9 protein-coding genes are annotated in these 13,454 nt (G+C 72.1%); 7 read left to right on the top strand and 2 right to left on the bottom strand.

Translation table 11 applies throughout. The features are described 5' to 3' along the window. Positions 1-133: 133 nt before the first annotated feature. A complete protein-coding gene (locus KCH87_RS43960) occupies positions 134-4,405 on the bottom strand; it encodes an FHA domain-containing protein (RefSeq protein ID WP_210593574.1) in 4,272 nt (1,423 codons plus the stop codon). Between the two features lie 377 nt (positions 4,406-4,782). Here KCH87_RS43960 and KCH87_RS43955 point away from each other — a divergent pair, with 377 nt between their 5' ends. From KCH87_RS43955 to KCH87_RS43940, 4 genes are all read left to right on the top strand, one after another. After that, positions 4,783-6,450, top strand: coding sequence for a serine/threonine-protein kinase (locus KCH87_RS43955; RefSeq protein WP_210593573.1), 1,668 nt, complete (start codon positions 4,783-4,785; stop codon positions 6,448-6,450). Between the two features lie 139 nt (positions 6,451-6,589). After that, positions 6,590-7,843 (top strand): serine/threonine-protein kinase, encoded by a 1,254-nt coding sequence (locus KCH87_RS43950; RefSeq protein WP_210593572.1) that lies wholly within the window; start codon positions 6,590-6,592, stop codon positions 7,841-7,843. An 88-nt stretch (positions 7,844-7,931) separates the two neighbouring features. After that, on the top strand, positions 7,932-9,038 hold the full coding sequence (gene prfB / locus KCH87_RS43945; protein ID WP_210593571.1) for a peptide chain release factor 2: 1,107 nt from the start codon (positions 7,932-7,934) through the stop codon (positions 9,036-9,038). A 312-nt stretch (positions 9,039-9,350) separates the two neighbouring features. After that, on the top strand, positions 9,351-9,950 hold the full coding sequence (locus KCH87_RS43940; RefSeq protein WP_210593570.1) for an LPXTG cell wall anchor domain-containing protein: 600 nt from the start codon (positions 9,351-9,353) through the stop codon (positions 9,948-9,950). 105 nt (positions 9,951-10,055) lie between these two features. Here KCH87_RS43940 and KCH87_RS43935 read toward each other — a convergent pair whose 3' ends face one another. Continuing rightward, a complete protein-coding gene (locus KCH87_RS43935; RefSeq protein WP_210593569.1) occupies positions 10,056-10,247 on the bottom strand; it encodes a hypothetical protein in 192 nt (63 codons plus the stop codon). A 293-nt stretch (positions 10,248-10,540) separates the two neighbouring features. Here KCH87_RS43935 and ftsE point away from each other — a divergent pair, with 293 nt between their 5' ends. The 3 genes from ftsE (at position 10,541) to KCH87_RS43920 (ending at position 13,414) form a co-directional block, all read left to right on the top strand. Then, complete coding sequence (ftsE, locus tag KCH87_RS43930) at positions 10,541-11,230, top strand: cell division ATP-binding protein FtsE (RefSeq protein ID WP_210593568.1); 690 nt, start codon at positions 10,541-10,543, stop codon at positions 11,228-11,230. A gap of 29 nt (positions 11,231-11,259) precedes the next feature. Further along, positions 11,260-12,177, top strand: a complete 918-nt coding sequence (ftsX, locus tag KCH87_RS43925) for a permease-like cell division protein FtsX (RefSeq protein WP_210593567.1) — start codon at positions 11,260-11,262, stop codon at positions 12,175-12,177. Between the two features lie 67 nt (positions 12,178-12,244). Beyond that, complete coding sequence (locus tag KCH87_RS43920; protein WP_210593566.1) at positions 12,245-13,414, top strand: S41 family peptidase; 1,170 nt, start codon at positions 12,245-12,247, stop codon at positions 13,412-13,414. Positions 13,415-13,454 lie beyond the last annotated feature (40 nt).

Raw genomic sequence — 13,454 nt, 5'->3', positions numbered from 1 at the left:
TGCGATCTGGTCTACGCCGGGTGCCTGGGGTCGGCAAGAGCGCGTTCAGTGTCAAGACGGTGATCGTGATGCCGTCGTGACCAAGCGCTCCGGGGGCGGGCGGACTCGGGTGCGGGTGTGTCGCGGCTCGCGCCTAAAGAAGCGAGGGCACCGACACCGCCGACACCTCCCGCGCCGCCCTCTCCAACGCGCTCGCGAGCAACGCCAGGTCCGTCGGTCCGTTCCCCAGCTCCCGGACGGGACGGCGGGCCGGAGGATCGCCCATGCGCTCCCACTCCAGCGGTACGACCGTCGGCCGCAGGGTCGCCGTACGGGGAATCCGGCCCGTGACGCGCCCGCCCTGGAAGGGCGTCCCCCGGCCGTCGGCGAACGTCAACCGTCCACGTCCCGGCGCCGGCTCGTCCGGACCCGGTGCGGGCGGGTCGAGAGTGACCCGCAGCGTCGCCTGCTGGGCCGGCTCGGTCTGGGCCGTACGACCGCCGACCCCCGCCGCGGCGACCAGGTGCACGCCGAGCCGCTCACCCTCCCGGGCCACGGCCTCCAGCGCCCGCATCACGGACCCGGCGGCCGGCCGCCCCGGTGAACCGAGGGCGGGCGACACCAGCGCGTCCAGGTCGTCCACGACCACGACGAGCCGCGGCAGCGGAGGTATCACCTCGGCCTGCTGACGAGCGGCCGCAGGCCGCAGCCGGATCGTCGAACTGGGCGGCGCGTCGATGTCCCCGGCACCACCGGAAGCACTCGAACCCGCCGATCGCTGGGCGACCATACGGCCGGACAGCTCCCGCCCGGTGTGCCAGTCGGCGAAGTCCGCGCGCCCCAGCAACTCGGCCCGCCGTTTCAGCTCGGCACTCAGCGACTGCGCGAACTCCCGCATCCGCACGGGGTCGTTGGCGGCCAGATGGGTGGTCACATGCGGTACGTCCGTACACACACGCAGGCCCTCGCCGTGTCCGCTGCCCGCGCCCACGCTGTCCCGGCCGTCGATCAGCACGACGCTCAGCCGGTCGGGCCGCTCGGCGGCGGCCAGCGACGCGACCATGGCCCTGAGCAGCTCCGTACGTCCGCTGCCGTGCGGTCCCTCGATCAGCAGATGCGGTCCCTCGGCGACGAGGTCCGCGCAGACCGGCCCGCGCGGCCCGGCCCCGAGCACGGCCAGCGCCCGACCGCCGAGCGTCTCCGCGTCGTCGGCCGCGTCCGCCCAGCGCGCCATCAGCGATGCCGGGGTGGCCCGGGCGAGCCCCAACTCGTCCAGCAGACGTGTCACCTGGGGCAACGGCGCCGACACCCTGCCCTGCCGCTCTCCCGCGGCACCGTCCGTCCGGAGCGGCGCCAGCGCCCGCGCGAACCGCTCCGCCCACGCGAGCGAGACGGCGTCCACCGTGGCGACCGTGCCGTGTCCGACGGGGCCGGGCAGCGACGCCCCCGCCCCCGCGACCCGCATCAGCCGCAGCGCCGTGGCCACATCACCGCTGAGCAGCGCGACGGCACCGCACTCTCGGAAGACCGGGGACGCTCCGCATGCCGCCTCGTACGTCTCCGTCACCGGCGAGGCCGGGGAGGCGGGAGCCGTCTCGGCCAGGCACACGACATGTATGCCGACCCGCGGCCCCTGAGACGCCAGCCGCGCCACCGCCTCCCGCACGTCGGCACCACCGGGGTCTCCGTCCACGACGACCACGGTGTACGGCCCCGCGAATCCGCCCCCGCCGTGCACGGCTTCGTCGTCCGCGGCCCAGGAGGGCCGGTGGGCCGCGCCCCGGACCGGCTCCTGGGGGTCGGGATGGTTCGCGGGTGTGTCGTACGACGCCGTGGCGCGGCGGGCGGAGGGGATGGATACGTCTGCGGATGCCGGGGTGACCGCGGGGGCGGATCCGTCGGGTCCGCCGGTGGTTGCCGGACTCGTTCCGGTCGCGGACCTGCCCTGCCTGGTGGCCGTGGTGGCGCCCTCGGCGGTCGGGGGCGTCGGCGTACCGCTTCTCAGTTCCGCCAGGTTGTCCTCCAGGCGGCGCAGCAGTTCGTCGGTGCGGGCGGTGGCCTGTTCACGGTCGTAGGCGAGGAGGAGGCGGCAGTCCTGGCCATGGCCCGGGCGGAGGTGGGGGAGCCAGCCCAGCCAGGACCACTCGGCGGTGCGTTCCTCCACCGGGCGGGCGCGGTCCGCGCTGATCAGGACGACTTCCAGGGTGTCGGGGGAGTGCAGCGCGGCGAGCTGGGCCACGACCGCGCGGGCCAGCCCGGCGAGCCGCGCGCGCGGGCCGGCCAGCCCCAGCGCCCCGACCTCGCGCAGATCGGCGGTGACCGGCACGGCGGGCAGCAGGCCGGAGCCGTCGGGTGCCGTGCGGTCGGTGGTGCCCAGCCGCACGGTGAGTGCCTCCGGGTGTCCCAGGCCGCGCTCCCACAGCCGGGGCCCGGGGCCCAGCGCCGTCAGCAGCAGCGCCGCCGGGTCCGGCCAGACCTCCGGTACGGGGGATGCGGTGACCGAGGGTTCCGCCGCGGCCTCGGCCACTTCCTCGTCGTACGCCCCGCGTCCGGCCGCTCCCTGCTCCGCGCGCCCCCCGGCCAACCGCCGCGCCCACGCTGTCAGCCCCCCGCGCCTCCGCACGCCCTGCGGCATGTCGGTCCCACGGAGGGGAGTCCCTTTGCGCCGGCTCCTGCCATCAGCAGGGTGGGCCGACGCCTCTCCGGCTGCCGCCTCGGATGCCCGATCACCGAGCCGGTCGTGCGCCGCCCCGTCAAAGACCGCGCCACCGCCGGTGCCTCCGGCGGTCGGGCGGGGATCGGTGCCGCCGGGAGAGTGGCCGGTCGTCGTACGGGGATCGGGGTCGCCGGGTGAACGCCCGGCAGGTGTACGGGGATCGGGGTCGCCGGGTGAACGCCCCGCAGGTGTACGGGGATCAGGGCCGCCCGGTGAACGCCCGGTAGCTGTACCGGGGTTGGGGCCGCCGAGCGTGTCTCCGGCCGCCGTGCCGGAAGCGGCGCCGCTGAGCGTGTGTTCGGTCGTCGTACCGGACCCTGCGTCGCTGCGGGTGCCTCCGGCGGTCGGGCGGGGATCGGTGCCGCCGAGCGAGTGGCCGGCCGTCGTACGGGGATCGGGGTCGCCCGGTGAACGCCCCGCGGGTGTACGGGGATCGGGGCCGCCCGGTGAACGCCCGGCAGGTGTACGGGGATCAGGGTCGCCGGGTGAACGCCCGGCAGGTGTACGGGGATCAGGGCCGCCCGGCGAGCGCCCGGCAGCTGTACCGGGGTTGGTGCCCCCGGCCGCCCCACCGGCAGCTGTGTCGGCGAGCCTGCCCTTGGCCGTCGTACCGGAGCCGTGGGCTGTGGTGCCGGAGACCGTGTCGACGGGGCTGCCCCCGGCAGCCGCACCGAAGGTGTCACTGTCACGCCCGGCTCGGCGGGCGCCACTGTCGCGCCCGCTCCCGGCACTTGCACCGAAGGCGCCGGCGTCGAGCCCACCGTCGGCGGACCTGCCGACGGACGCCGCCGTCGGTCCGCCCGCTCCGAACCGGCCCCCGTGGGTGTCGCCCCCACCCGAGCGCCCCCTCGGAGCCGCTCCGCGAGCCGCGTCGGCGGCCGTCCCACGGCGCTCGATGTGCGGTGCGCCGCCCTGCTCCGGCACCACCGCCGCTTCACCGGAGCCTTGCCCCGGTGTCGCCCAGGCCGCCGTCCCGTAGGCGTGGGACGTGCTGCCGGAAGGCCCGGACCCTGCCGTTTGGGCCGCCGCACGCGCGTGTGGCGCTCCCGGGGTCTCGCCGTCCCCGGCAGGCACCCGCACATGCCCTTCTCCGTCGGGTGCCGTCCGTAGACGCGGTCCAGGGCCGCCGGCGGGGGCCAGTCGGAGTGCGGACTCGCCGATGCGGAGCAGGGTGCCCGGGGTGAAGCGGACCGGGCGGGTGCTCACTCGGCTGCCGTCCAGGGTCGTGCCGTTGGTGGAGCCGAGATCGGCGACCGTGACACGGCCGTCGGCGGCGACGGTGACCGCGCAGTGGAGGCGGGAGACGTCCGGGTCGTCGAGGGCGACGTCGGCGTCGGCGGAGCGGCCGATGTGGATCTGGCCGCCGTGCAGGAGGTGGACCCCGCCTGCGTCCGGGCCCGCGACGATGTCCAGCCGGGTCGGGGCGTCGTCGACCTCGGGGTGCGGTTCGGGCTCGGCCGGGGCGCCCAGGGACAGCACGGCGCCGTCTATCAGCGGGGGCTCGCCCAGCGTGCCGCGCCGGTCGTCGAGCCGCTCCGCCCCGGCGAACAGCACGGCCGGGCCGTCGCTGCCGGAGACCGCTGAGGTGAGCGCCGACGCGACCGCGGACAGCGCCGTGCCCGCGGGCGCTGTGACCAGTACGTCGCAGCTCGCGGCGCGGCCGGGTGAGGGCGCCCCCAGGGGGTCTATGACGGTCAGCCGGATCTGCATCGCGTCAGCGGTCCCTTCTGCGCGGGCGCGGCGCGGACTTCCCCCCACCCCACACGAGCACGTCGGCCAGTACTGAAGGCATCCTCGCACCTGCCACTGACAACGCGCCCCCCGCCAGGTGGCAAGTGATCTTGATTGGTCGGCTCTGCCCGTAAAAGTGCCTGACCGGTACCGCACCTGTGATCGTTCGGGAGCCACTTGGGATCGCTCACGTCCGGGTCCGGCAACCGACGGACCGAGTCGAGCGTCTTTCCTTCGAACATGGACAGACGCATGGACAGTCGGACGACAGCCCGGTGCCGGCCGCGACGGCACTACAGTGGTTCGGAAACACAGGCAAGCAGCGAAACACAGGCAAGCAGCAGGGAGCACATGACGTGCGGCCGGTAGGCAGCAAGTACCTGCTCGAGGAGCCGCTCGGACGCGGCGCCACGGGCACCGTCTGGCGAGCTCGCCAACGGGAGACCGCGGGCGCCGAGGCCGCCGTGCCAGGCCAGCCCGGCGAGACCGTCGCGATCAAGGTCCTCAAGGAAGAGCTCGCGAGCGATCCCGACATCGTGATGCGCTTCCTGAGAGAGCGCTCCGTCCTGTTGCGGCTCACTCACCCGAACATCGTCCGGGTCCGTGACCTGGTCGTCGAGGGTGATCTGCTGGCCCTGGTCATGGACCTGATCGACGGCCCCGACCTCCATCGCTACCTGCGTGAGAGCGGGCCCCTCAGCCCGGTCGGTGCATCCCTGCTCACCGCCCAGATCGCGGACGCGCTCGGCGCCAGCCATGCCGACGGCGTCGTCCACCGCGACCTGAAGCCGGCCAACGTCCTGCTCGCCCAGCAGGGCGGCCAGATGCACCCGATGCTCACCGACTTCGGTATCGCGCGCCTCGCCGACTCCCCGGGCCTGACCCGCACCCAGGAGTTCGTCGGCACGCCCGCGTACATCGCGCCCGAGTCCGCCGAGGGCCGCCCGCAGACCTCCGCCGTCGACATCTACGGCGCCGGAATCCTGCTGTACGAGCTGGTCACCGGCCGTCCGCCGTTCTCCGGCGGCTCGGCCCTCGAGGTCCTGCACCAGCATCTGAGCGCCGAACCGCGCCGCCCCTCCACCGTTCCCGACGCGCTCTGGACGGTCATCGAGCGCTGTATGCGCAAGAACCCGGACGAGCGGCCCAGCGCCGAGAGCCTCGCCCGCGGGCTGCGCGTCGTCGCCGAGGGCATCGGGGTGCACGCGAACTCCGCGCAGATCGCCGCCGCCGAGGGCGTCGGCATGCTCCTCGCGCCCGACCCGGCGCCCACGGCCGTACCCGGCGTGCCCGGATCCGCCGACCCGACGCAGGTGCTGCCGCACGGGAACTACGACCCGAACGCCGCGACCAGCGTCATGCCCCACACCGGCGGCCCGGTCGGCGCCGGCGACCCCACCTCCGTACTGCCGAACCGCGGCGCGGCCGACCCGACCGCCGTCATGCCGCCGGTGCCCCAGGGGCAGCCGGGCCAGCAGCCCGGGGGGCCCGAGGACCCGCATCCCTGGCAGAACCAGATGCGAGCCGCCCGCGACCGCAACGAACCGACGCAGGTCCAGTACCTCGACCCCAGCCAGGACCCGCTGCGCCGTCGGCCTCAGCGGCAGGTCGCCCGGCCGCAGCAGCCCCAGCAGCAGCCGCGCCGGCAACAGCCGCAGCAGCAGGGCTACGGCTATCCGCAGCAACAACAGCCGCAGCGGTACGCCCCGCAGCAGCCTCAGCAGCCTCAGCAGCCCCAGCGGTACGCGCCGCCCCAGCAGCCGCAGCAGCCGCCGCCGCGCGAGCCGCGGCAGTCGCGGCAGCGCAGCTCCAACCCGATGAAGATCCCCGGGCTCGGCTGTCTGAAGGGGTGCCTTTTCACGATCGTCATCCTGTTCGTCGCCGGGTGGCTGGTCTGGGAGCTGAGCCCGCTTCAGGACTGGATCGGCACGGGCAAGAGCTACTGGGACCAGATCGGCGACACGTTCAACACGGTCACCGGATGGGTCGAGGAACTCGGTGGCGGGGACTCGGGCTCCAACTGAAGCCATCCCCTGAATCCACCTCCGTGGTGGCGGGGTTGGGGATTTGTCGACACCTGGCGGGTGATTTCCGCCTCCGCGGTGAAGGTTGGCTCGTCGGACGCGTAGTTTTAGCGACTAAACCGCGTCTGTAGGAGCAGCCTTGGCACGGAAGATCGGCAGCCGGTACACCGCGCACCAGATCCTGGGGCGGGGCAGCGCCGGCACGGTGTGGCTGGGCGAGGGGCCGGAAGGGCCCGTCGCCATCAAGCTGCTGCGCGAGGACCTCGCGTCCGACCAGGAGCTCGTCGGCCGCTTCGTACAGGAGCGCACGGCGCTGCTCGGCCTCGAGCACCCGAACGTCGTCTCCGTGCGCGACCTGGTGGTCGACGGCAACGACCTCGCACTCGTCATGGATCTCGTACGGGGCACCGATCTGCGCACCCGGCTGGACCGCGACCGGCGGCTGGCCCCCGAGGCGGCGGTCGCGATCGTCGCGGACGTCGCGGACGGGCTCGCGGCCGCGCATGCCGCCGGAGTCGTGCACCGGGACGTGAAGCCGGAGAACGTGCTGCTCGACATGCAGGGCCCGCTCGGGCCCGGGAGCTCGCACCGCGCCCTGCTGACCGACTTCGGTGTGGCGAAACTCATCGACTCCCCGCGGCGGACCCGCGCGACGAAGATCATCGGTACGCCGGACTATCTCGCGCCGGAGATCGTCGAGGGCCTGCCCCCGCGGGCGGCGGTCGACATCTACGCGCTGGCGACCGTGCTGTACGAGCTGCTGGCCGGCTTCACACCCTTCGGCGGCGGACATCCCGGCGCGGTGCTGCGGCGCCATGTGACGGAGACGGTCGTCCCCCTCCCCGGGATCCCCGACGAGCTGTGGCAACTGCTCGTCCAGTGCCTCGCCAAGGCGCCGGCCTCGCGGCTGCGGGCCTCCGAAATGGGCGCGCGGCTGCGGGAGATGCTGCCGCTGCTGGCCGGGATGCCGCCGCTGGACGTGGACGAGCCGGACGCGGAGTCGGACGAGGAGACGCCGGAGGAGGCGACCGACGCTCCGGTCCCGCCCCCGAAGAGCGGTGAGCGCGCACGGCGGCGGGGTGCGGTGCCGTTGGTTCCCGGGGCGAAGCCGGCCGACTCCAACCGGGACACGCATACGTCGATGAGGGTGCCGGGGCCCGATGAGCTGGCCGGGGGTGCGCGGGGGACGGCGCGGGTGCCGCGGGCCGCGGGTGCGCCTCGGCCCGGTTCCGCGCGGCACCGGGCGGTGACCCGGCGGCGCAGGGTGACGCTGGGAGTGGCTGCGGCGGTGCTGATGGCGGCCGCCGGGGTGGGTACGTGGCTGGCGACCTCGGGCGACGACGCGGGAGCGACCCCGCAGGACACGAAGAACTCGGCACCGGCGGCGCCGTGAGTGTCCCGCCGCCGGGCCCCCGCTCCGGTCACGGGCAAGTGACGCTCACCCGGCGCTGGCCGCTTGGCGGAGCCGTTACGCTGGAGGCGTGGCAGTCGTCGATGTATCCGAAGAGCTCAAGTCCCTCTCCTCGACCATGGAGTCGATCGAGGCCGTTCTGGACCTCGACAAGCTGAGGGCAGACATCGCCGTGCTCGAGGAGCAGGCGGCCGCGCCGTCCCTGTGGGACAACCCGGACGAGGCGCAGAAGATCACCAGCAAGCTCTCCCACCTCCAGGCCGAGGTCAGGAAGGCGGAGGCGCTGCGCGGACGGATCGACGATCTGAGCGTGCTCTTCGAGATGGCCGAGGAGGAGGACGACCCGGACACCCGCGCCGAGGCCGAGTCCGAGCTCACCGCCGTCAAGAAGGCCCTGGACGAGATGGAAGTGCGGACGCTGCTCAGCGGTGAGTACGACTCCCGCGAGGCGCTCGTGAACATCCGCGCGGAAGCCGGTGGCGTCGACGCCGCCGACTTCGCCGAGAAGCTCCAGCGGATGTACCTGCGCTGGGCCGAGCGGCACGGATACAAGACCGAGGTCTACGAAACGTCGTACGCCGAAGAGGCCGGCATCAAGTCGACCACGTTCGCCGTGCAGGTGCCGTACTCCTACGGCACGCTCTCCGTCGAGCAGGGCACGCACCGGCTTGTCCGGATCTCGCCCTTCGACAACCAGGGGCGCCGGCAGACCTCCTTCGCGGGCGTCGAGGTCCTTCCCGTGGTCGAGCAGACCGACCACATCGAGATCGACGAGTCCGAGCTGAGGGTGGACGTGTACCGGTCGTCCGGACCCGGCGGCCAGGGCGTCAACACGACCGACTCCGCGGTGCGGCTCACCCACCTGCCCACCGGCATCGTCGTCTCCTGCCAGAACGAGCGGTCGCAGATCCAGAACAAGGCGTCCGCGATGAATGTCCTCCAGGCCAAGCTGCTCGATCGGCGCCGTCAGGAGGAGCAGGCCAAGATGGACGCCCTGAAGGGCGACGGCGGCAACTCCTGGGGCAACCAGATGCGTTCGTACGTCCTGCACCCGTACCAGATGGTCAAGGACCTGCGCACCGAGTTCGAGGTCGGCAACCCGGAGGCCGTGTTCAACGGCGAGATCGACGGGTTCCTGGAGGCCGGAATTCGCTGGCGCAAGCAGCAGGAGAAGTAGCGCCGGACAAAGGGCGCGGGTTCGCCGCTTTGTCGACAAGGCAACTGTCGCCTCCCTGGTGGCAGTTGCCTTTCTGCTCCCGGATGTCTGGGTTTTACATCACACTCACAGACTCCAACCTCCCTCAAAGAACTCGTACTTGGACATTGCGCGCGCAACGGCCTTGACGTTGCTTTGAAAAATGGGAAGGGTAAAGCGCGGCATGCGTATCTCTGGGGCGCATGTGAACCGGGGGTCTAGCGCAGCCGCCTCCGTCGATCACAGCCCTGAGCGCCGCCTCATTGACGATCAGCTACTGGGGGTAGCAACCAGATGACTAACAAGACGCGCATCCGCGTCGCGCGCATCGCCGCCGCGACCGTGATCGCCGCCGGTGCCTCGCTGACCGCTGCGGGCGCCGCCTCGGCCGCACCTGCTGAGGACGACTGCTTCCTCGGCATCCTGTGCGGCGACGAGTCTCCCGCGCCGACTGACCCGCCCGTCCCGACCGGTCTGCCCACGGACCTTCCGACGGATCTGCCGACGGACCCGCCGACCGAGCCCACGGAGGAGCCGACCGAGCCCACCGAGGAGCCGACCGAGCCCACGGACGAGCCCACGCAGCCGACCGAGGAGCCCTCGGACCCCGGTAACGGGAACGGCAATGGGAACGGGAACGGTAACGGCGGCGGCAACAACGCCGACCCCGACGGCGGCTCCTCCGCCCAGCAGGAGGGCTCGTCCTCGCTGACCGACACCGGCTCGGACGCCACGGTCGACCCCGCTGCCCAGGGCGGCGGTGACGAGCTCGCCGAGACCGGTGCGGCTCAGACCACGTTCCTGCTGATCGGTGCGGCCACGATGATCGCCGGCGGTATCGGCTTCCGCTTCCTGCCGCGCCTCATGGGCGGCCGCGGCGGTGCGGCTGCCTGAAGGTAGCCGCGCGCGTACGGAACGTATGCACTGTGCGTGAAAAGGGGCCTGGAGCGGGAGTCGCTCCGGGCCCTTCGCGTGCCTCTGTACGTCTGTGAGTCCGCCCTAGGCGGTCTGGTGCGCCAGGAGGGCCACGGCAGCGATCAGGATCGCCAGCAGCGCGATCAGCGTCATCGGGTTGAGCCCCGCGAAGAGGTTCTCCTGCTCAAGTCGCTCGCGGCTCGCCCGGCAGACCGGGCAGCGGCCTTCGTTCACGGGCGCCGCGCAGTTCGCGCACACCAGCCGGTCGTACGTCATGCGCCTCGCCCTCCTTGCGAACGGTTCCACCGAGAGAACGCCGTGGGGTCCGAGAACGTTCCCCTCTCCACCATGCCAGGTTCCTCCGGAGGTCGCGCGGTTCGCTCTCAGAGGGGTGGTTGCTCATTATCTCGCGGCTGCGGGCCGTGTGTGGCCGGTCGCGCCGTTCCCCGCGCCCCTTCGGGTGCTCACAAAAGTGCACAACCCTCGCGCAACCCCACCGGCGCCTGCGCTCGTGCTCCCGGTTCGCGTATGGTCACGCACATCTACCCCCGGCTAACCGTGGTGCATCCGTGATCCGATTCGACAACGTCTCCAAGGTCTACCCCAAACAGACCCGTCCCGCACTCAGGGATGTCTCCCTGGAAGTGGAGAAGGGCGAGTTCGTGTTCCTCGTGGGGTCCTCCGGCTCCGGAAAGTCCACCTTCCTGCGGTTGGTCCTCCGCGAGGAGCGGTGCAGCCACGGTCAGGTGCACGTGCTGGGCAAGGACCTCGCGCGCCTCTCCAACTGGAAGGTGCCGCAGATGCGCCGCCAGTTGGGGACGGTGTTCCAGGACTTCCGTCTCCTGCCGAACAAGACGGTCGCGGAGAACGTGGCCTTCGCGCAGGAAGTGATCGGCAAGTCGCGCGGCGAGATCCGCAAGTCCGTGCCGCAGGTGCTCGACCTCGTCGGGCTCGGCGGCAAGGAGGACCGGATGCCCGGTGAGCTGTCCGGCGGTGAGCAGCAGCGCGTGGCCATCGCGCGGGCCTTCGTCAACCGGCCCAAGCTGCTGATCGCGGACGAGCCGACCGGCAACCTCGACCCGCAGACCTCCGTCGGCATCATGAAGCTGCTCGACCGGATCAACCGGACCGGCACGACCGTGGTGATGGCGACGCACGACCAGAACATCGTGGACCAGATGCGCAAGCGCGTCATCGAGCTGGAGACGGGTCGCCTCGTCCGCGACCAGGCGCGCGGCGTCTACGGCTACCAGCACTGACGATCCACGGAAAGGCTTAACCAGTCGCCATGCGCGCCCAGTTCGTACTCTCCGAGATCGGTGTCGGTCTCCGCCGCAATCTGACGATGACCTTCGCGGTGATCGTCTCCGTCGCCCTGTCCCTCGCCCTGTTCGGCGGGTCGCTCCTGATGAGCGACCAGGTCAACACGATGAAGGGCTACTGGTACGACAAGGTCAACGTCTCGGTCTTCCTCTGCAACAAGAGCGACGCCGAGTCCGACCCCAACTGCGCCAAGGGTGCGGTCACCAAGGACCAGAAGGACCAGATCCTCGGCGACCTGAAGAAGATGTCCGTCGTCGACTCGACCACCTACGAGTCGCAGGACGCGGCGTACAAGCACTACAAGGAGCAGTTCGGCGACTCCCCGCTCGCCAGCTCGCTCACGCCGGACCAGATGCAGGAGTCGTACCGGATCAAGCTGAAGGACCCGGAGAAGTACCAGGTCATCGCGACCGCCTTCGACGGGCGGGACGGTGTGCAGTCGGTGCAGGACCAGAAGGGGATCCTGGACAACCTCTTCGGGCTGCTCAACGGCATGAACTGGGCGGCGCGGGCCGTGATGGCGCTGATGCTGGTCGTCGCGCTGATGCTGATCGTCAACACCGTGCGCGTCTCGGCGTTCAGCCGGCGGCGTGAGACCGGGATCATGCGGCTGGTCGGCGCCTCCGGTTTCTACATCCAGGCGCCGTTCATCATGGAGGCCGCGGTCGCCGGGCTGATCGGCGGTGGGGTCGCCTGCGGCTTCCTGGTGGTCGCGCGGTACTTCATCATCGACCACGGTCTCGCCCTGTCCGAGAAGCTGAATCTGATCAACTTCATCGGCTGGGACGCCGTACTGACAAAGCTGCCGCTCATCCTCGCGACGAGCCTGCTGATGCCGGCGTTGGCCGCGTTCTTCGCGCTGCGCAAGTACCTGAAGGTGTGACGCACGCCAAGGGGGCCGTCCGGTCAACCGGCCGTGCGGCCCTTCGCGTTGTCCTAGACTCACCGGCATGTCAGGCCGTGACCTGTTCTGTCAGCCCCGCCGCATTCGCCGCGGGGCCGCCCTGACATTGGTGTTCGCGAGCGTGCTCGTCGCCGGTGCCGCGACCGGCTCCCTTCCCGGACCTGACCGGAAGACCGCGTCGGGCGCGCCCCGCTCCGCCGCCTCCGCCGGCCGGCCCGAGGAGGTCGCCGAGGTCGCCGCCGAGGCGAAGGCCGCCGGCGAGTCCCCGATGGAGGCCGCCGAACGGGCGGTGAGCCGCAGCGGCAACCGCTGGGACGCCGTCTACTCCCAGGGCGAGTACGAGGAGTTCGAAGAGGCCCTCGACGGTGAGTACACCGGCGTCGGCCTGTGGACGCGCCGCGAGCGGGACGGCCGTATCGAGGTGACCAAGGTGAGCTCCGGGTCGCCCGCGGCCGGCGCCGGGATCCGGGCCGGGGACCGGCTGCGCAGCGTCGACGGTGCCCGCGTCGACGGGCGCCCCGTCACCGAGGTCGTCTCCTTGCTGCGCGGTGACGCGACCGACGCGGCCGCCGGTACGGCCGTCCGGCTCGGCCTGGAGCGCGGCACGCACGCGTGGAGCCTCACTCTGCACCGGGCCCGTCTGTCCACGGACTCGGTCACCGTCCGGAATCTCGCCGACGGCGCCACCGTCATCGCGATCGACGCGTTCACCAAGGGCTCGGGCACACTGGTGCGCGATGCCGTACAGCAGGCCCCGGCCGGCACCGGGATCGTCCTCGACCTGCGCGGCAACTCCGGCGGACTGGTCACCGAGGCCGTCACCGCCGCCTCCGCCTTCCTCGACAGCGGCCTCGTCGCCACGTACGACGTCGACGGCGAGCAGCACGCCCTGCACGCCGAGACCGGCGGCGACACCACCAGACCCCTGGTCGCGCTCGTCGACGGCGGCACGATGAGCGCGGCCGAGCTGCTCACCGGCGCCCTCCAGGACCGCGGTCGTGCGGTCGTCGTGGGCTCCCGCACTTTCGGCAAGGGGTCCGTGCAGATGCCGACCCGGCTGCCCGACGGCTCCGTCGCCGAGCTGACCGTCGGGCACTACCGCACGCCGTCGGGCCGCGGCGTCGACGGCAAGGGGATCACGCCCGACCTCGACGCCGACACCGGGGCGCTGAAGCAGGCGGAGACCGTGCTGAGCGGGCTCGGGGACGCTTCGTAATCGCCTTTCCCTCGGACCCCCCTGTAGTGCGAAAATGGCC

It is taken from the genome of Streptomyces sp. GESEQ-35 (genome assembly GCF_017948485.1).
Classification (GTDB): Bacteria; Actinomycetota; Actinomycetes; order Streptomycetales; family Streptomycetaceae; genus Streptomyces.
This window is presented reverse-complemented; position numbering and strand designations above follow the sequence as displayed.

Excerpts from the sequence above, each read along its gene's own strand:
- ftsX (WP_210593567.1), top strand. The coding sequence starts at position 11,260 with ATGCGCGCCCAGTTCGTACTCTCCGAGATCGGTGTCGGTCTCCGCCGC.
- KCH87_RS43960 (WP_210593574.1), bottom strand. The coding sequence starts at position 4,405 with ATGCAGATCCGGCTGACCGTCATAGACCCCCTGGGGGCGCCCTCACCC.
- KCH87_RS43935 (WP_210593569.1), bottom strand. The coding sequence starts at position 10,247 with ATGACGTACGACCGGCTGGTGTGCGCGAACTGCGCGGCGCCCGTGAAC.
- KCH87_RS43920 (WP_210593566.1), top strand. The coding sequence starts at position 12,245 with ATGTCAGGCCGTGACCTGTTCTGTCAGCCCCGCCGCATTCGCCGCGGG.
- KCH87_RS43940 (WP_210593570.1), top strand. The coding sequence starts at position 9,351 with ATGACTAACAAGACGCGCATCCGCGTCGCGCGCATCGCCGCCGCGACC.